This is a genomic window from Hydrogenophaga sp. (genome assembly GCF_018780075.1).
Classification (GTDB): domain Bacteria; phylum Pseudomonadota; class Gammaproteobacteria; order Burkholderiales; family Burkholderiaceae_C; genus Hydrogenophaga.
This window is the reverse complement of record NZ_JADMKB010000031.1, coordinates 1-18,624: the sequence shown is the minus strand read 5'-3', so window position 1 is coordinate 18,624 and position 18,624 is coordinate 1. Positions and strand designations below refer to the sequence as shown.

Genomic DNA, 18,624 nt, shown 5'->3' with positions numbered 1-18,624 from the left:
CCCGCGCCGCCTTCGGCGTCACCCCCTGAAGGGGGCGGCACTGGCGGCCCGGCAAAGCCGGCTCCTCGGTGCCCTTGCCTGAGACACGCGCGCCGAGCATGAGGACAACGGGCGCTTCCCGCAGCGAAATAAAGGAGGAGGCCCGCGCAGCGGGACGGGGGACATTCGCGGAGGGGAGCGCCCGTTGTCCGCGCCAACGCCCACCCGATCGACCGTCAGATCCGGTTGTCTTCCACCGCGTGACAGGCCACTCGCGCATCCCCAAAGCCCAACAAAACAGGCCGCTCAACACGACACCGCTCATTCGCATGCGGACAGCGCGGATTGAACGCACAACCGCTCGGAGGGTTCAACGGGTTTGGCACCTCACCCGACACGGGCACGCGCGCCCGCCCGGTGTCGTGCATCTTCGGGATCGCGTCCAGCAGCATGCGGGTGTAGGGGTGGCGCGGGCTGTCAAACAAGGTGTGCTTGTCGGCCAGTTCCACCAGACGCCCGAGGTACATCACCCCCACCTGGTCGCTCACGTGCCGCACCACCGCCAGATTGTGGCTGATGAACAGGTAGGTCAGGCCCCGCTCGCGCTGCAGGTCTTTCATCAGGTTGAGCACCTGCGCCTGCACGCTCACGTCCAGCGCGCTGGTGGGCTCGTCGCACACCAGAAACTCGGGTTGTGTGGCCAGCGCGCGCGCGATCGAGATGCGCTGGCGCTGCCCACCCGAGAACTGGTGCGGGTACTTCGAGGCGTCCTGCGGCGACAGGCCCACCGAATGCAGCAGCTCGCCCACCCTCGCCCTCAGCGCAGCGGGCTCGGACGCGATGCCGTGTTCGATCAGCGGTTCGGCCACGATGTCCTGCACGCGCCAGCGTGGGTTCAGGCTCGCGTACGGGTCCTGAAAAATCATCTGGATGCGGCGGCGCAGCTGGCTGCCCTGGGGCGTCTTGAACGCGGCGTGCGCGTCCTGCCCGTCGAACTGAAAGCCACCGCGCGTGGGCTCGTGCAGCCCCACCAGCAGCCGCGCCACCGTGCTCTTGCCACAGCCCGATTCGCCCACCAGCGCCAGCGTCTGGCCGCGCTGGATATCGAACGACACGCCGTCCACCGCGCGCAGCAGCTGGCGCGGCTGGCGCTCCAGCACACGGTTGAGCCAGGGTGCCGACACGTCAAAGGTCCTGGCCAGATCGGTGGCGCGCACCAGCGGGTGGTGGTCCGGGCGGTCGAGGTTCATCGCGCGCCTTCAACGGGTTCGCTGTGCAGCCAGCAGGCGGCACGCGTGGCGCCCGCCGGCATCAGGCTCGGGCGCTGGGTACGACAGCGGTCCATCACCAGGTCACAACGCGGGTGGTAGGCACAGCCCGGGGGAATCGCGTTCAGGCGCGGCATGGCGCCGTCGATCTGGTGCAGGTGCTCGCGGTCCTGACCCATGTCGGGGATGCAGGCCATCAGGCCCCTGGTGTACGGGTGGGCGGGGTGGTTGATGACCTCGTGCACCGGGCCGATCTCGGCGATGCGGCCGGCGTACATCACGGCCACGCGGTCGCAGGTCTCGGCGATCACGCCCATGTCGTGCGTGATCAGCATCACCGCCGCGCCACGCTCTTTGCAAATGGTCTTGAGCAGGGTAATGATCTGCGCCTGGATCGACACGTCCAGCGCGGTGGTCGGCTCGTCGGCCACGATGAGTTGGGGCTCGGCCGCCAGCGCGAGCGCGATCACGACCCGCTGGCGCATGCCGCCACTGAACTGGTGCGGGAAATGGTCGATGCGCTGCTCGGGTGCCGGGATGCCGGTGTCACGCAGCAGCTGGATGGCGCGCTGCCGCGCCTCGGCCGGGTTCACCGGCAGGTGGGTGGTGATGGTCTCGATCAGCTGGCGGCCCACCGAATACAGCGGGTTCAGCGAGGTCAGCGGGTCCTGGAAAATCGCACCGATCTGGCGGCCACGCACCTTGCGAAGTTCGGCGAACGGCAGCTTGTCGATGCGCCGGCCGTCGAGCAGGATCTCGCCCGAGGCCACCCGCCCCGGCGGCTCCAGCAGACCGATGATGGCCGCGCCGGTGAGCGACTTGCCCGCCCCCGACTCGCCCACCACGCCGAGGATTTCGCCGGGGGCGATGTCGAAAGAGATGTCGTCCAGCGCACGCAGGGTGCCACGGCGGTGCGGGAACTCGACGACGAGATTGTTGACTTGAAGCAGGCTCATGCAGCCCCGGAGAAAAAAACGATCCGCTGCCGGGCCGCCCCAAGGCAGATCAGCCCCCTCGGGTGGCAGCGACGACGCGAAGTGCGGAGCGTGGGGGTCATCTGAGCCTCGGATTCAGCGCATCGCGCAGCCAGTCGCCCAGCAGATTCACGCTCAGCGCGATCAGCACCAGCATGGCGCCGGGGAAGATGGTGATCCACCACTCGCCGGAAAACAGGTAGTCGTTGCCATTGCGGATGAGCGTGCCCAGCGAGGGTGACGTCACCGGCGCGCCGACCCCCAGGAACGACAGCGTGGCCTCGGTGATGATGGCGGTGGCCACCTGGATCGTGGCGAGCACCAGCACCGGGCCCATGACGTTGGGCAACACATGGCGGCGCATGATGCGCAGCGGCGGCACGCCCGTGACGCGCGCGGCCTGCACGTACTCCTTGTTGCGCTCGACCAGCGTGGAGCCGCGCACCGTGCGCGCGTACTGCACCCAGCCCGTGAGGGTGATGGACACCACCAGCACACCAAACGCCAGGGAATCCTGCGCGCCGGGAAACAGCGCCCGCCCCACGCCCGCGATCAGCAAGGCGATGAGGATGGGGGGGAACGACAACATCACGTCGCACAGCCGCATCAGCACGGTGTCCGTCCAGCCCCCCAGAAAACCCGCCAGCAAGCCCAGCGACACACCGATCAGCACCGACAGCACCACCGAGGACACCCCGACGGCCAGCGAGATGCGCGCGCCGTACATCAGCGCCGAGAGGATGTCTCGGCCCTGGTCTTCCGTGCCCAGCCAGAACCGCGCGCTGCCGCCCTCCATCCAGGCCGGCGGCAGGCGCGCGTTCGACAGCTCCAGTGTCGCCAGATCGAACGGGTTGTGCGGCGCGACCCAGGGCGCAAACACCGCGCAGAACACACAGATGAACGCAATCAACGCCGCCACCATGGCGGTGGGCGAAGAGCGAAAACTGTGGCCGACATCGCTGTCAAGCCAGCGGCGAACATAAGCAATCAACGAAGGCGCTTTCGATGTCGATGACCCCACCCATCGTGAGGCCAGAGGGGAGGTCAATCCAGGGCCAGCGCGGAACCGGCTTCGCCGGGCCGCTGCTGGCGTCCCCCTGGGGGGAAGACGCCGAAGGCGGCGCAGGGGGGTTCCACTACTTGACCGAGATGTATCGGAACGGCATCTGGTTGTCGGCGCGCTGCGTCAACTGCACATTGCTGCCGACACCCCAGGCCAGCGCCTGCTGGTGCAACGGCAGGTGACCGACGTCGTCCGAATGCAGCTTGAAGGCCTCCTTGATCATCGCGTCGCGTTTGGGCTTGTCGGTTTCAGACTGAACCTTGAGCGTCAGCTCGTCCACCTTCGGGTTGCAGTAGGCACCCAGGTTGAACTGGCCCGAGCCCTTGTCGTCCACGCAACGCATCAGCGCGTTGAGCACGTTGTGGGCGTCGTAGGTGCTGGGCGACCAGCCCAGCAGGTAGAAGCTGGTGTCGCGCTTGAGGATCTTGGGGAAATAGGTGCCTTTGGTTTCCACCTGCAGGTTGACCTTCACGCCCACCTTCGCCAGGTTGGCCGCGACGGCCTGGCAGATGTTGCCGTCGTTGACATAGCGATCGTTGGGGCAGTTCATCCCGACCTCGAACCCGTTCGGGTAGCCCGCATCGGCCAGCAACTTCTTCGAGGCCTCCGGGTCGTACGGCAAGCGGGTGTTCTGGCTCGGGTCAAAACCGTTCACCCCCGGGCCAATGAGCAAGGCGGCCGGCGTGGACGCACCCCGCATCACGGATTTCTGGATGCCCACTATGTCGATGGCCTGGTAGAAGGCCTGGCGCACGCGCTTGTCCTTGAACGGGTTCTTGCCCTTGACGCTCGAATACAGCAGTTCGTCGCGCTTCTGGTCCAGCCCCAGGAAGATCCAGCGCAGCTCGGGGCCCTGCAGCACCTTGGCCTTGCCGCTGGCGTTGATGCGCGCCACGTCCTGCACCGGCACGGGTTCGATCACATCCACTTGCCCCGAAAGCAGCGCAGCGACGCGCGTGGAGTCGTTGCCGATGGGCGTGTATTCCACGTTGACCACATTGCCTTCGATCTTGCCCCAGTAGCTGCCGTTGCGAACGAAGCTGGTCTTGACGTTGGGCTGGCGCTCGCGCAGGCGGAACGGGCCGGTGCCGTTGGCGCGGAAGGACGCGGCGTTCTCGATGCCCTTGCGCCGGTCCACCGGCTTGACGGCCTGGTTGTCTTCGCACCACTGCTTGCTCATGATGTAGAAGAACGAGAGCTGGTCGGGCAGGATGGGGAACGGCGCTTTGGTTTCGATCTCGACCGCGAAGTCGTTGATTTTCCGGACTTCCTTGAAATCGTTGGTGTAAGAGCGCATGTCCGATCCGTCACCCGCTCCACGGGACAGGCTGAACACCACGTCGTCGGCCGTGAAGGGCTTGCCGTCGTGAAATTTCACGCCTTTGCGCAGCTCGAAACGCCAGACCGTGGGCGACACCTGCTTCCAGCTGGTGGCCAGCGCGGGCACCAGCCGGAGGTCTTTGTCCCGGGTCACCAGCGGCTCGTAGACGTTGCCGGTCACGCTCAGTTGCAGCGTCTCGTTCAGCGAGTGCGGGTCCATCGACAACGCATCCCCCTGGTTGCCGATGCGCACCGTTTGTGCCGCAGCGGCGCCGGCCAGGCCGGTGAGCACGAGCGCGGTGATCAGCGAAGGTTTGAAGCTCATGAAGTCTCTCCAGGACAGGTTGAAAATGAAAACGTCAAAGGGAACGGTCACCCAACGGCAAACTTTGTTCGATGAGGCCGGCATGCAGCGCAGCGCCCAGAGGCAGCACCTCGTCGTTGAAATCGTAACGGCTGTTGTGCAAAAAGCAGCCTCCCTCGCCGCCCTGCCCCAGCCGCATGTAGGCCCCGGGCTTGACCTGCAGCATGAAGGAGAAGTCTTCGGCGCCCATGCTCGGTTCGAGTGTCCGGTCGACATGGTCCGCGCCCAGCAGGCGCTCGGCCACATCACCAGCGAACACCGCTTCATCCGATGCATTGATGGTCGCGGGATAGACGCGCTCGTACAGCACGTGCGCCGACGCCCCCAGGCCCAGCGCCACACCAGAGCACACATCGTGCAGGCGCCGCTCGACCAGCTCCTGCACCTCGGGGCTGAAGGTGCGCACCGTGCCCACCAGCGTGGCCTTACCCGGCACCACGCTGAACGCGCCGAGGTCACCGGCCTCCATGGCGCAGAGGCTGATGACCGCGTTGTCGAGCGGTCGCACGTTGCGCGAGACGATGCTTTGCACCGCGGTGATGATGTGCGCCGCGACCAGCACCGGGTCCACCGTCATGTAAGGATGCGCCCCATGGCCGCCCTTGCCCGTGATCTCGATCGTGATGCGATCGGCCGCCGCCATCATGGGACCGGGGTTGATGCCCACCGTGCCAGGCTTCATCTGCGGCCAGTTGTGCATTGCGAAGACCGACTGCACCGGGAAGCGTTCGAAAAGGCCGTCTTCGATCATCGCCTTGGCGCCGGCAAACCCCTCTTCGCCGGGCTGGAAGATCAGCGCCGCCGTGCCATTGAACTCGCGCGTGGCGGCCAGGTAACGGGCGGCCCCCACCAGCATGGCGGTGTGTCCGTCGTGACCGCAGCCGTGCATCAACCCGGGCTTGCCCGACCTCCAGGCAAAGTCGTTGTGCTCGGTCATGGGCAAGGCGTCCATGTCGGCGCGCAACCCGATCATCTTGCCGCTGCGGCGCTGCTGCCCGTGGATGAGTGCCACCACACCGGTCTTGCCGATGCCGGTGTGGATCTCGTCCACACCACACACCTTGAGCGACTCCACCACCCTGCGCGAGGTGTAGTGCTCTTCAAACCCAATCTCTGGGTGGGCGTGCAGTTCCCGCCTCAGTGCCGTGAGTTCAGGGTGGAAGGACGCGATGTGCGCGAAGGCACGGCCTTGGGCCTTGATGCGTGCAGCGGGCATGAGGGTCATCCGTGGGTCCCGGTTTTTTCGACACGCAGGCGGGGATCGACCACAAAATACAGCAGATCCACGATCAGGTTGATCACCACGAAGATCAGGGCGATCAGGCACAGGTAGGCCGCCATCACGGGTATGTCGGCAAACGTCACGGCCTGGATGAACAGCAGCCCCATGCCGGGCCACTGGAACACCGTTTCCGTGATGATGGCGAAGGCGATCAGGCCTCCGAGCTGCAGCCCGGTGATCGTCATCACCGGCACCAGGGTGTTTTTGAGCGCATGGCCGAAGTGCACTGCGCGATTGCTCAGCCCGCGCGCGCGCGCGAACTTGATGTAGTCGGTGCGAAGCACCTCCAGCATCTCGGCGCGCACGAGTCGCATGATCAGCGTAAGCTGGAAGATCGCCAGGGTCGCCGCAGGCAAGATGATGTGATGCCAGCCCTGCGGCGACAGCAAACCGGTGCTCCACCAGCCCACCTGCACCACGTCGCCGCGGCCAAAGCTGGGAAACCAGCCCAGGTTCACCGAGAAGACCAGGATCAAGAGAATGCCGATCAGGAAAGTGGGCAGCGACACACCCAGCAGCGAGACCATCATGAACATTTGGCTCACCACGCTGCCGCGCTGGAGGGCCGCGTACACCCCCATGGGAATGCCCAGTGCCAGGGCCAGCGCCGCCGCCACAAAGGCCAGCTCCAGCGTGGCCGGCAGGCGTTCCGCGATCAGGCGAGACACCTTGGCGCCCTGGCGCAGGCTGATGCCAAACTCACCTTGCGCAGCGTTGGCGAGGAAGTGCCAGAACTGGACCACAAACGGTTGATCCAGGCCCAGGTCGGCACGCAGCGCGCGGATCTGGTCGGGCGTGGCGTCTTGCCCCAGCAGGAACACCACCGGATCGCCCACATGCTGGAACAGCATGAACGCCAGCAACGCCACGCAGACCATGACCAGCACTGCCTGGGCCAGGCGCCTGAGAATGAAAGGAAACATCGTTGGAGCGTGTGGTGGCTGCTGTGTCAACGTCCGCCGGATGCAGGGCCATTTTTGCCGCGAACTACGTCCGCACAGCAAAGAGGCAACCTTAGCACGAGAGACCCGTCATCGAGACCCCAGTGTCAGCGGGCCATACCAGGCGCGCAGGCGGCTTCGCGTGTTGTCGGTGTCCGTCATGAGCGCCACCGCCACCAAAGGACCTGGCTCTTCTCCAAACGCCTTGATGAAGTCGGCACGCACATCACGTCGGTAGTCACGCCAGTGCCCGATCTGACCTGCGCCACTCTCCACCACCAGCTTGCGAATCCGGTCGGTGCGCGGATTGACGATCACCGAACCGGGTTCGCCTTGGTTGCTCCACACATAGGCCAGCGTCGCGTAAGGCAGCTCTTCGCCCGTCATCAGGCGGCTCATCTCAGAAAGGCGGTGGTTGCGAGCCGACCACTTGCTGCGGTCCCCGTCAAAGGCCAGGAGGATGCGCACCGCAGCGTCCGCATGTTCGGCCTCGCCCAGATCGGCGCCTTCGGGCAGGGCATCCACCCTCCATGAAAAAGACAGTTGCCCGAACTCGGTCAGCGAGGGGGCAAACCGCTGTCGCAGGATGCTGACCGACCGATCGGCCTTCACAGACAGTGAAGGCCGGCCCTGCTGATCTGTGCTCTCGAAACCTGCAAACCGCTTGCCCGGCAGGTGCATCGACTGCCAGCTGTCGCCGCCTGGCGGCGTTTGGAGAAGCGACTCCACCGCAAGCTTCCAAGCGGCATTGTCATGTGAACGTGCATCTCTCAGATCCGCATCAGCGGCAAGTTGCCCGGAGCGCTCCGCGGGCATCAATCCCCCGCAAGAAGCCAACACCACAGCACAGATCAACAGCAACCACACTCTCAAATTCATGCTCCAGACGCACCTGAACCAAGCCTGCCACCTGAACACCAGGCCACACAGACACTCGGCAACATATTGTTGCGATTGACGCAGTCTAGCGGGTTTGCCGTCACACGCCCCTCCCATGGGGGAAGCCACCAAGCCCATCTTTTGGGAGAATTTTCACGCGGCAGCGATGGTCGTTGCCGCGGCCGGTCACCCAAGGGCAATGACCGAATTCATCAATTCAGGAGGAACTCTCATGATCAAAAAAATGCTGTCTGTTTTGTTGGCCGTGTTCACTGCCGGGGCATTCGCTGCCGTCGATGTCAATACCGCCAGTCCGGCCGACCTCGACAGCGTCAAAGGCATTGGTCCCGGCACTTCCAGCAAGTTGCTGGAGGTGCGCAAAGCGGGCAAGTTCAAGGACTGGCCAGACCTGATCGAACGCATGCCTGGCATTGGAGAAAAGCGCGCCGCCAAACTGTCGTCCGAGGGACTGACGGTCAACGGTGAGGCCTTCAAGCCCGCGGTCGCCAACAAAGCTGCAGCACCCACGGAGAAAGTGGCCAAGCCCGCGCCGGCCCCAACCCCCAAGCAGTAACGCGTCAGCGCTCACCATGAAAAAAGCCACTTGGCATTGCCAAGTGGCTTTTTCGATTCTGGAATCAAGCGGCCAAGGCCGCCTTCATCAGAACGTGTGCTTCAGACCGAAGCCGTAACGGGTGTCAGGACCAGCGTTCTTGGTGTCCAGGAAGCCGCCGTACACGGTGGTGCGCTTGGACAGCGAGTAAGCAACGCCCAGGCTCAGGCCAGAAGCGCGCTCGGCACCGTCAAGCTTGGAAGAAGCATAGCCAGTCGACAGCGTCAGGCTGGAGCCCAGCGGGATGTCGGCACCGAAGGACAGGTCGGTGGTCTTGGCGCTACCGGCCTTGACGTTACCGTAACCAGCCAGCAGCTTGGCAACGCCCAGATCGTAAGAACCGTTCACGCGGGTGAACTTCGTGTCACCCACAGCGGTCTTGTCGACCTGGTAAGCCACACCAGCGTACACCGGGCCGCCTTCGTACTTGACGTGGAAAGCATTGGACTGGTTGCCCGAACCTTCTTTCAGGTTCGTGCTGAACGCACCGCTCACGCCGCCAAAAGAAGGCGATGCAAAGTAGATGCCGTTCGAAGGGTTGCTCACGTAGCCGGTGCTGGCCCAGATGCTGTTCTCAACGGACAACACCGAGTCAAACACGGGGTTGGTGGCGCCAGAAATGTCGTCGTAGGCAGACCAGATCTTGCCCAGCTTCACTTCACCGAAACCACCACCGAGGCCCACATAGGCTTGACGGTCGAAAGAAGAACCAGCGGTGCGCTGGGTGCCCGTGTCCACGTTGAAGCCGTGCTCCAACAGGAAGTTGGCCTTCAGGCCACCACCCAGATCTTCCGTGCCCTTGAAGCCCAGACGGCTTCCGCTCACGCCACCCGAAGTCAGCTTGGCGGGAACGCCCTTGTCTTTGTGCAGAACGGCGTCAACGACACCGTACACGCTGACGGAGGATTGGGCTTGGGCCACACCGGCCACCGAAGCCAAAACGGCAAGAGCAATCAGAGATTTTTTCATATGAACATCCTTAAAAGCTGGGCCACATGGCCCGATTGAGAAACTGACCCTTCATGCTAGCGCGGCGTCACTCAAATAGCGCGGGAATACCCTTAAAAATGGTTTCGAGGCGCTTGTCTGTCTTTTTTTGGAAACAGACGCACAACCATCGAAACCAGCGCCCAAATGTCGGGAAGACAACTGATCAAAAAAATCCCGCCAAGTTTCCTTGGCGGGATTTTTTTTCTTCGGTTGACTGACAGGCGTCAGCCAACGATCAGAAGTTGTGGTGCAGGGTCAGGTCGAAACCGGACTGCTTCTTGCCCGTGACCGCGCTGACGGCCTTGCTGTCACGACCATAGGTGGTTTCCAGGGCGGTACGCTTGCTCAGAGGGTAGATGTAGCCCAGACCCAGCTTCTGGTTGGTCACCACGCCAGAATTCTTGTTCTTGGCACGGGCCAAGCCGACTTGCACCTTGCCAGGACCCGCAGGGATCGTGGCGCCGAAGAGCAGGCCTTCGGTCTTCACACCAGCAGCGGTCTTGGCATTGCCCAGACCAAAGGCCAGCTTGGCCACACCCAGATCATAGGTAGCATAGGCGTTGGTCAGCGTGCCAGGAACGCCCTTTTCGGAACCAACACCCACGTCCAGAGGACCGTTGGCGTAGCCAACTGCGACGCTGTTTTGAGCCTTGGCTGCGCCTTCTTTCAGGCCGGTGGAGAAAGCCACGTTCACGCCGCTGAAGCTGCCGCTGTAATGGATGACGTTGGCAGTGCGGATGTACCCCGGCAACGTGGTGGTTTGCATGCCGATGCCACGCAGAGCGCCAGCGCCGTCGCCGCCGAACGGATCGGGCTTGTTGTTGGCACCCAAGAACAGGGCGCTGTAGTAGCGGCCCAGGCGAACTTCACCAAAAGAACCAGCCAGACCAACGGTCGACAGCCCGTTCCACATCGTGGACGAAGCAGGGGTCACAACGCCAGTCGTTGGGTTGGTGCCACCGGGGTTGAACGTGGCGTCAGCGCCGGTGTCAGGACGGAAACGGTGCTCAATGTGGAATTTGGCCTGGAGACCGCCGCCGAGGTCTTCTGCACCACGAAAGCCCAGACGGCTGCCGTGAATGTCATCCAGCGAAGCCTCATTGTTCTTCGTGCCAAGGCTGGACTTTTCCAGGCTGACGTTCACTTTGCCGTAAATGGTCACGGAAGACTGCGCGAAAGCGGCGCCGGTGGCGGCCACGGCAGCCAGAGCAATCAGGGTCTTTTTCATTGAGGGTATCTCCAAGGTTAAAAAATAGGCTGGAAGTCTGAGCCTCCGAGCCAACCTCCGTTGCTGGAAGTTGAACGATTGCACCAGAAGGTCGCTGGGTGCGCAAAGCTTTCCAGAGGCCTTGTCGCACTCGGGCAACACAACCATCGCCCTCTTAGGGCAATCCCTTACGACTGAAGTACACCCGGCGTCAGAAAGCCGTGTGGAGCAAAATCAGGTCTCGTTCCCACGTCCTCCCATCTGGACCCCAAGAAGAAGGCACACCCACGGTATGGACACGCTGTTGACCGCCGCAGACTCGGCTCTGCGAACCCTTTTCGCTCAGCCGCGCGCTGCTCGCGCTTGCGCCACATTGCCCGAACACGCCACGGGACCACTTTCCGCCGAAGACCGTCAACTGTCTGGCGCACTCATGCGGGTGAACCATGTTGGCGAAGTCTGCGCACAGGCGCTCTACACCGCCCAGGCTTTGGCCGCCCGTCGACGCCGTGCAGGATCTTCAGGAAGCCAAGAAGCCCTGGCCCAACAACTTGAAGCCGCTGGCCGCGAGGAAACCGACCACCTGGCCTGGACCAGGGAGCGGCTGGACGAGCTGGACGCGCGCCCTTCCCTGCTCAATCCGCTGTGGTACGCGGGTGCTTTCGGCATGGGGTTGTTGGCGGGTCGATTTGGCCCGGCCGTGAGTTTGGGTTTCGTGGTGGAAACGGAGCGGCAGGTGGAGGCCCATTTGGCCAGCCACATGGATCGGTTGCCCAAAGGTGATCTGGCGTCCCGAGCCATCGTTTCACAAATGAAAGCCGATGAAGCGCGTCACGCGCGCGAAGCGCAACATGCCGGGGCGACCGAGCTGCCCGCACCGGTCAAAGGACTGATGAAACTGGCCGCCCGCGTGATGACCACGGTGGCCCACCGCATCTGAGCGACACAGGGTGCGCTCAGGCCTCGATCACCTCGAACCCGGTTGTGATCTCGGCAGTTTTGCCCAGCATGATGCTGGCTGAGCAGTACTTGTCGTGGCTCATGGCAATGGCCCGCTCCACCGCTGCGGGTGGAATGCCTTTGCCGGTCACGGTGAAATGCATGTGAATCTTGGTGAAGACCTTGGGATCGGTGTCCGCACGCTCGGTGGTGAGCTTGACGCTGCAGCCCAGCACCTTGTGCCGTCCGCGCTTAAGAATCAACACCACGTCGTAGGCAGTGCACCCGCCGGTGCCGGCAAGCACGGTTTCCATGGGTCGGGCCGCGAGGTTGGCGCCACCGTTCTCAGGCTTGCTGGCGTCCGGAGCACCGTCCATGGCGAGCACGTGGCCGCTGCCGGTCTCGGCGACAAAACCCATGTGGGAGCGGGTGCCGGCACCGCCGGTCCAGGTCACTGTGCATTCCATGTCGGTGTCCAGGCGTGATGAATTTGACGAGCTGAAGAGTCAGCTCTCTAAAAAGTAGCAAAAACGCAGCAACACATGTTGCATTGCAGCATCCCATCGGTATACTGGCGGCATTGTATTGAAGGTTGTCTCCTCTGCCCTCCACGGGTGGATTTAAACCCGGACCGGTTCTGCCAGTCCGGGTTTTTTTTGCTTGCCAGGGGGCTCGCTATGATCATTGGCCAGGAAAAACCATGACATCACGCCCCCCCAAAACCGCCCCCCTCGCTCAAGCTGCCCCCCAGACGACCCCGTTGAGTCCGGCCGACTACCTCAAAAAGATCCTGACCGCCCGCGTGTACGACGTCGCGGTGGAGTCCGCGCTGGAGCCGGCTAAAAACCTCAGTCGGCGGCTGCACAACAAGGTGCTGCTCAAACGCGAAGACCAGCAACCGGTGTTCAGCTTCAAGCTGCGCGGCGCGTACAACAAGATGGCGCACCTGACCCCGGAGCAGCTGAACAAGGGGGTGATCTGCGCCTCGGCGGGCAACCACGCCCAAGGTGTGGCCCTCGGCGCCCGCAAGCTGGGCACGCGTGCGGTCATCGTCATGCCGACCACCACGCCGCAAGTGAAAGTGGATGCCGTGCGTGCGCTGGGCGGTGATGTGGTGCTGCATGGCGACAGCTATTCCGATGCCTACACCCACGCCGCCGGACTGCAGAAAAAGCAGGGACTCACTTTCGTCCACCCCTTTGACGACCCGGATGTGATCGCTGGACAAGGCACGATCGCGATGGAGATCCTGCGCCAGTTGCAAAGCCTGGGATCGGACCACCTGGATGCGGTGTTCGTGGCCATCGGTGGCGGCGGTCTGGTCTCTGGCGTGGCGAACTACATCAAGGCCGTGCGCCCCGAGATCAAGGTGATCGGCGTGCAAACGGTGGACTCCGATGCCATGCTGCAGTCGGTCAAAGCCGGCGAGCGCGTGACCCTGAACGATGTCGGCCTGTTTGCCGACGGCACGGCGGTCAAACTGGTGGGCGAGGAGACCTTCCGCATCGCCAGCGGACTGGTGGACGAGTTCGTGGTGGTCGACACCGACGCGGTCTGCGCCGCGATCAAAGACATCTTTGTCGACACGCGCAGCATCGTGGAGCCTTCCGGTGCACTGGCGGTGGCGGCGATCAAGCAGTACGTCGCGACGCACAAGACCAAGGGCGAAACCTACGCGGCCATCCTCTGCGGCGCCAACATGAACTTCGACCGTTTGCGCTTCGTGGCCGAACGCGCGGAAGTGGGCGAAGAGCGCGAGGCGCTGTTCGCCGTGACCATTCCCGAAGAGCGTGGCAGTTTCAAGCGTTTCCTGGAGACCATCGGCGGGTTGCCGGGCGGACCACGCAATGTCACCGAGTTCAACTACCGGATTGGCAACGCACAGATGGCCCATGTGTTTGTGGGCCTGACCACGCAAGGCCCGGGCGAGTCCAAAAAGATCGCCGGTCTGTTCAAGCGCCAGGGCTTTGACGCGCTGGACCTCACGCACGACGACCTTGCCAAGGAACACATCCGCCACATGGTGGGCGGGCATTCGCCGCTGGCGCAGGAAGAGCGCCTGTTGCGCTTTGTCTTCCCCGAGCGCCCGGGCGCACTGCTGAAATTCCTCAGCCTGATGCGTCCCGGCTGGAACATCAGCCTGTTTCACTACCGCAACCAGGGCGCGGACTACGGGCGCATCCTGGTGGGCCTGCAGGTGCCGCCCAAAGACGACAAGGCCTTCGCCAAATTCCTCGACACGCTGGGCTATCCGTTCGTGGAAGAGACCCACAATCCGGTGTACCGTCTCTTTCTCAAAAGTTGACCTCCTGACGCCATGAACTCCAGGCCCACGTCCCTACCGGTCAACGAACCTGGCGCCGAAGCGGCCGACGCTCCCCTGTGGCCGCCGGTCGAGACCACGGCCAACGCCGAGATGGATCTGTCGGTACAGCACCATCTGACCAGTCCGCACGAGGCCGAGCATGCGCTGGGCCGCATGGCGTCGCTGGCGATGCAACTCGCCCGCATCCAGGGCGACGGACACCACGGTCTGCAAGGCCTCCGCCTGGAATCCCCCCAACTGGTGGTGTTCGCGGCCGACCACGGCGTGGCCGATGAAGGGGTGTCGACATCTCCGCAGGAAGCCACACGGCAACGGGTGCTGAACATGCTCGTCGGCCACAGCCCGGTCAACGCGCTTGCCGCGATGCACGGGGTCGACCTCACGCTGGTGGACGCCGGCGTCGCATCGCACATCGTGCTGCCACCGAACACCGAATCGCAGGTTCCCCTCCTGGTGCGAAAGATCGGCTACGGCACTCGCAACATGGTGCTGGCCCAGGCGATGTCGGCAGCGCAGGCGCGCTCGGCGCTGCAGGCCGGCATGGACGTGGTGCGGCACCTGCCCGGCAACGTGGTGGGGCTGAGCAACATCGGCGTGGCCGGCAACGCCAGCGCGGCGCAGCTGCTGTCGCGCCTGTGTGGTGTGCCGCTGGCCGACGCCTGTGGCAAAGACCAGGCGCAAGACGAAGTCCAGGCGCAGCGCAAGCTGGAGCGCCTGTTCGCCGCCGCCAGCCGCCACCGCAAGGCCACCGCGCCGTTGGACGTGCTCGCGGCCATGGGCGGGTTCGAGATCGGCATGCTCTGCGGCGCGATGCTCCAGGCGGCCAGCGAACGGCGTGTGGTGATCGTGGACGGGTTTGTCGCCAGCGCCGCGGCCCTGCTGGCGCGCGCACTGGTGCCGGCGGTGGCGGACTACCTGGTGTTTGCCCACCGCTCGGCCGAGCCGGGACATCGCCTGCTGCTGATCCACCTGCAGGCCCAGCCCCTGCTCGACATGGAGCTGCGCTCCAGCGAAGGCACGGGGGCCCTGCTCGCCTGGCCGCTGCTGCTCGCCGCCCAGCGCCTGCTCGAACGCTAGGCGCCCAGCCAGCGTCGGTGGCCCGCGAGCGCCACGACGTCGCGCCACCGCGCGCACTGCGGTGCCATGCGCGGCCAGATCTGCAACAACAGTTCGCCCTCCGCCAGCGCGTCGGCCGAGGCCTGGTGACGCGCCAGACATCGAATGCCGAAATGCGCCATCCACTCGTCCAGTGAACGTGCGCGCACCCCTTCGTGCGTCACCGCGCACAGGTCCTCGATGTCCACCCATTCATTGGGCAGGCGCCGTCCCAGGTGTTGCCCGCAATGGCGGTCCAGCATCGTGGCGTCGAAGGCGCTGTGAAAAGCCAGCAAGGGCGCCGACTGGATGAAATCGGCGAAGGCTTGAAGGGCTTGCCCGGGCGCCATACCGTCGCGCTGTTGCTGCTCGCCAATGCCGTGCAGCAAGATGTTGTCGCGGTCGGTGCTCCTTGCCTGCTGCTGCAACACCACCTCGAAGCTGTCCCCGAGCACGATGTCCAGGCGCTGGCGCCGCCAGTCCACGCTCAACCCCAGCGCCGCGATGGCCAGCAGGTGGTCGCTGGACGCATCGAGACCACTGGTTTCGACATCCACGACCACCCAGCGTTCCACCGGGGTGTCCTGGGAGGGAGCGGCGCCGACCCCGCCCCACCAGGACCTGACCTGATCCAGCACGCCGATCATCGCTGGTAGTCGAGCTGCACCCGCTGCTGCAGGCTGCGCACCACCCGCAATGTTTCGCGCAGGATGCGGCGGTCGATGTCGTTGAGCGCATCCACCGCGACGCGATTGGGGTTGTCGCCCACGGTGCTGCCGTCCAGCTGCGCCCGCAAGCGCAGCATCTGCAGGAACTCGAAGCCCGCGACCCACGAAGCGTGTTCATGCTCCGGCACGCCCAGCAAGGGCCCCACAGCCTCGAAACGCTCCCGGGTGCTGGTGGCGGGAACGCCGCGCGCCAGCGCGTACAGGCGCGCCACATCCACCAGGATGGCGGTGCCCTGCAGCTTCAGGTCCAGCGTGGCGCGGCCATGGACGGCGGTGGTGTCGATCTGCCCGCGCCAGTTCAGCGGCGGCGACTGTTCCAGGCCATTGATCGCGAGCTGGCGCGCGAAACGTGGGTTGGTGGCCGCGCGTTCGACGACAAAAGCGCGCAGTTCGTCGGCCAGGGCCGACCGGCCGGTGAGGCTGCGGAAGTCGAAATAGATGCTGGCATTGAGCAGGTCCTGCGGCGAGCCGTGGTCGATCCATTGCGCGAACCGCCGCTTCCATTGCGACAGGCTCAGGCAACAGTCGGGGTTGCTCGCCATGATGTTGCCCTTGCACAGGGGATAGCCGCATGCGTCCAGCGCCCGGTTGACGTCGAGGGCGAAAGCCAGCAGGCGCTGCGCGTCGGGCGCATGGCTGTCCTCCGGCTCGGCCACGATCAGCGCGTTGTCCTGGTCGGTGGCGATGGTCTGTTCGCTGCGGCCTTCCGAGCCCAGCGCGATCCAGCAGAACTGCTGCGTGTCCAGGCCATGTTCGGCGGCCTTGATGGCCACCAGGCGCGCGGTCAGCACGTCGTTGAGGTGGCTGATGAGCTGGGTCAGCTGGTGGGCCTGCACGCCCTGCCCCAGCAGGCTGCGCGCGAAACGGCGGATGTCGTCGGCGGCCGACCGCAGCGCCGTCACGTCCGGGGCGTGCCGGATGTGGTCGCTGACCTGGTTGAGGCTCAGGCGCTGCAGGGCGTACAGGTCGCGCTCGGAAACCATGCCCACCGCGCGCCCCTGCCGCGTGACGGGCACATGGCGGATGCCCTGGGCCGACATCAGCAGCGCGGCCTCCTGCGCCGTGCGCTCGGCGCCCAGGCTGTGCACCGGCTGCACCATCACCTCGGACATGGGCGTGTCCAGCGGCAGGCGCGCCAGGGTGACGCGGCCGAGGACGTCGAAGCGCGTGAGGATGCCGATCGGACGCTCCTCGGCGTCCACCACCAGCATCGAGCCGATGCGCAGGCGGTGCATCTGTTCCAGCGCGTCCTGCAAGGGCGCCTGTGGCCCGCAGGTCACGGGTGCTCGGTGGCACAGCCGCTCCAGCGGCGTCTCCATCGACTGCTCGGACAACACCCGCGACGCGTAGGCCGATTGCAGCGCCGCGCGCGAGAGGTCCAGAAAGCGCAGGATGCGGCGGTTCAGGAAGTCGGCAAACACGTGGCTGCGCTCGGCCAGCGCCTGCATCTGATCGGCCGGCAGGCGCAGCGCAAAGGTGTCCTCGGTGGCGTGGTACGACGTGGTCGTGGCGCGCTGCGCCAGCACGGCGCTGATCGGGAACAGGTCGCCCGCTTCGTACTGGAAGGCGCCGCCCGACACGTCCGAGAGGCCCCGTTTGCCCAACACCGCGCCGCGCCGGATGAAGAACAGCTCGCTGGCCACGCCGTCTTCGGGCTTGATCAGCGCATCGCCAGGGGCGAAGTAAGCCTGTCGCGAGGCCTCGACAAACGCCCGCACGTGCAGCGGGTCCATTTCGTCAAAGGGCGGGTGACGTTGCAACTCGTCACACAACTGTCCCAGCAGGCTGCCGGACGGCTTGAGGGGGGCGTCCGGCGGCGGCGGGTTCGTGGGAAAGCGGGACGGGCTCATGTCAGAACCTCTGTGCGGTGGCGCATCGGCCGCAGTGTCATTCCGGCGTCTCGGGCAGGCTCAGTTCCATTGAAGCGGTGCCCTCGCGGGCGGACCCCAGCCGGGCCACGCGCGGCCCGACAGACAACAACACGAGCTCGCCGTCCACCACCGAACCGATCGTGATGGGCCGTGGTGGCTGCCCGTCCACGGCGATCAGCGCCGCGCCGCGTTGCCCCGGCTGGCTCACCAGACCGATCAAACGAAACCGGGACGACACGGGCGGTGCCACGGCCGCCGCCGCCTGCACCTCGGGCGGGGCGCCGAGCGCCCGTGCCACCGACGCCGCGTCCGCCTGGATGGGGTTGCCGGCGATCGCGGCCACCGGGATCAGCGGCCCACGGCCCCAGAATTGCAACAACCAGTAACCCGCGCACAGACCCGCCGCCAGCCAGAGCACCCCCGCGGCCAGCGCGGGCCAGGCGCGCCCGGACGCCGGCAACGCCAGGGTGGAAAAGCGGTTGTTCAGTCGCGCGGAAAAGGGCTGCTTCAGCATGGGCGCATTATGATCCACCGTCTTGGCGAAAGCCCTGCGTCGCAGGTCTTCCGCCCGTCTGACCACAGCGCCACCCAGGCCTGTCCAACGTGTTTCCGGGAGCCCGATTTGAACCTCCTCACTGCCACCACGGCACCCACACCCTCCCCCTCCGCCCGTCTGCGTCAGCGCTTTCAACGCGGCTTCACGCTGATCGAACTGATGGTCGTTCTGGTGATCATCGGCGTGCTGGCCGCGCTGATCGTGCCCAACGTGCTGGACCGCGCCGACG

At 64.9% G+C, this 18,624-nt stretch carries 18 protein-coding genes; 5 read left to right on the top strand and 13 right to left on the bottom strand.

Annotated features, from left to right (window positions below):
* Positions 1-215: 215 nt before the first annotated feature.
* From IV088_RS07100 to IV088_RS07070, 7 genes are all read right to left on the bottom strand, one after another.
* Entirely contained in the window at positions 216-1,229 is a 1,014-nt protein-coding gene (locus IV088_RS07100; protein WP_291099709.1) for an ABC transporter ATP-binding protein, read from the bottom strand.
* Positions 1,226-2,203: an ABC transporter ATP-binding protein gene (locus IV088_RS07095; RefSeq protein ID WP_291099706.1), complete on the bottom strand. Its 978-nt coding sequence runs from the start codon at positions 2,201-2,203 to the stop codon at positions 1,226-1,228. The genes IV088_RS07100 and IV088_RS07095 overlap by 4 nt, the downstream gene beginning before the upstream one ends.
* 97 nt (positions 2,204-2,300) lie before the next feature.
* Positions 2,301-3,212 (bottom strand): ABC transporter permease, encoded by a 912-nt coding sequence (locus IV088_RS07090; protein WP_291099702.1) that lies wholly within the window; start codon positions 3,210-3,212, stop codon positions 2,301-2,303.
* 145 nt (positions 3,213-3,357) lie between these two features.
* Positions 3,358-4,929: an ABC transporter substrate-binding protein gene (locus IV088_RS07085; RefSeq protein WP_291099699.1), complete on the bottom strand. Its 1,572-nt coding sequence runs from the start codon at positions 4,927-4,929 to the stop codon at positions 3,358-3,360.
* A gap of 34 nt (positions 4,930-4,963) precedes the next feature.
* Positions 4,964-6,184, bottom strand: a complete 1,221-nt coding sequence (locus tag IV088_RS07080) for a M20 aminoacylase family protein (protein WP_291099697.1) — start codon at positions 6,182-6,184, stop codon at positions 4,964-4,966.
* A gap of 5 nt (positions 6,185-6,189) precedes the next feature.
* Positions 6,190-7,173, bottom strand: coding sequence for an ABC transporter permease (locus IV088_RS07075; protein WP_291099693.1), 984 nt, complete (start codon positions 7,171-7,173; stop codon positions 6,190-6,192).
* Positions 7,174-7,281: 108 nt separating this feature from the next.
* Complete coding sequence (locus tag IV088_RS07070; RefSeq protein ID WP_291099690.1) at positions 7,282-8,070, bottom strand: DUF3047 domain-containing protein; 789 nt, start codon at positions 8,068-8,070, stop codon at positions 7,282-7,284.
* A gap of 115 nt (positions 8,071-8,185) precedes the next feature.
* On the opposite strand from IV088_RS07070, the gene IV088_RS07065 reads away from it, so the two are divergent.
* Positions 8,186-8,644 (top strand): helix-hairpin-helix domain-containing protein, encoded by a 459-nt coding sequence (locus IV088_RS07065; protein WP_291099687.1) that lies wholly within the window; start codon positions 8,186-8,188, stop codon positions 8,642-8,644.
* Positions 8,645-8,731: 87 nt separating this feature from the next.
* On the opposite strand, the gene IV088_RS07060 is transcribed toward IV088_RS07065, so the two are convergent.
* Positions 8,732-9,652, bottom strand: coding sequence for a porin (locus tag IV088_RS07060; protein ID WP_291099683.1), 921 nt, complete (start codon positions 9,650-9,652; stop codon positions 8,732-8,734).
* A gap of 256 nt (positions 9,653-9,908) precedes the next feature.
* Entirely contained in the window at positions 9,909-10,901 is a 993-nt protein-coding gene (locus IV088_RS07055) for a porin (protein ID WP_291099680.1), read from the bottom strand.
* A 271-nt stretch (positions 10,902-11,172) separates the two neighbouring features.
* Between IV088_RS07055 and coq7 the strand changes: the two genes are divergently transcribed.
* Positions 11,173-11,820 (top strand): 2-polyprenyl-3-methyl-6-methoxy-1,4-benzoquinone monooxygenase, encoded by a 648-nt coding sequence (coq7, locus tag IV088_RS07050; RefSeq protein ID WP_291099760.1) that lies wholly within the window; start codon positions 11,173-11,175, stop codon positions 11,818-11,820.
* A gap of 16 nt (positions 11,821-11,836) precedes the next feature.
* Here coq7 and IV088_RS07045 read toward each other — a convergent pair whose 3' ends face one another.
* The gene (locus IV088_RS07045) at positions 11,837-12,286 is read right to left on the bottom strand and encodes an OsmC family protein (protein WP_291099677.1); all 450 of its coding nucleotides are present in this window, start codon (positions 12,284-12,286) and stop codon (positions 11,837-11,839) included.
* Between the two features lie 233 nt (positions 12,287-12,519).
* Here IV088_RS07045 and ilvA point away from each other — a divergent pair, with 233 nt between their 5' ends.
* Together ilvA and IV088_RS07035 are read left to right on the top strand one after the other, a co-directional pair.
* The gene (ilvA, locus tag IV088_RS07040; RefSeq protein ID WP_291099674.1) at positions 12,520-14,124 is read left to right on the top strand and encodes a threonine ammonia-lyase, biosynthetic; all 1,605 of its coding nucleotides are present in this window, start codon (positions 12,520-12,522) and stop codon (positions 14,122-14,124) included.
* A gap of 12 nt (positions 14,125-14,136) precedes the next feature.
* Positions 14,137-15,222: a nicotinate-nucleotide--dimethylbenzimidazole phosphoribosyltransferase gene (locus IV088_RS07035; protein WP_291099672.1), complete on the top strand. Its 1,086-nt coding sequence runs from the start codon at positions 14,137-14,139 to the stop codon at positions 15,220-15,222.
* On the opposite strand, the gene IV088_RS07030 is transcribed toward IV088_RS07035, so the two are convergent.
* The 3 genes from IV088_RS07030 to IV088_RS07020 all read right to left on the bottom strand — a co-directional run bounded on the left by IV088_RS07030 (position 15,219) and on the right by IV088_RS07020 (position 18,353).
* Complete coding sequence (locus IV088_RS07030) at positions 15,219-15,815, bottom strand: 3'-5' exonuclease (RefSeq protein WP_291099669.1); 597 nt, start codon at positions 15,813-15,815, stop codon at positions 15,219-15,221. The two genes, IV088_RS07035 and IV088_RS07030, sit on opposite strands and share 4 nt — an antisense overlap.
* 68 nt (positions 15,816-15,883) lie before the next feature.
* The gene (locus IV088_RS07025; RefSeq protein WP_291099666.1) at positions 15,884-17,818 is read right to left on the bottom strand and encodes a DUF294 nucleotidyltransferase-like domain-containing protein; all 1,935 of its coding nucleotides are present in this window, start codon (positions 17,816-17,818) and stop codon (positions 15,884-15,886) included.
* A 37-nt stretch (positions 17,819-17,855) separates the two neighbouring features.
* The gene (locus IV088_RS07020) at positions 17,856-18,353 is read right to left on the bottom strand and encodes a general secretion pathway protein C (protein ID WP_291099664.1); all 498 of its coding nucleotides are present in this window, start codon (positions 18,351-18,353) and stop codon (positions 17,856-17,858) included.
* A gap of 159 nt (positions 18,354-18,512) precedes the next feature.
* Between IV088_RS07020 and IV088_RS07015 the strand changes: the two genes are divergently transcribed.
* Positions 18,513-18,624 (top strand): prepilin-type N-terminal cleavage/methylation domain-containing protein (locus tag IV088_RS07015; RefSeq protein WP_291099757.1); only part of this gene is annotated, 112 nt, incomplete at its 3' end.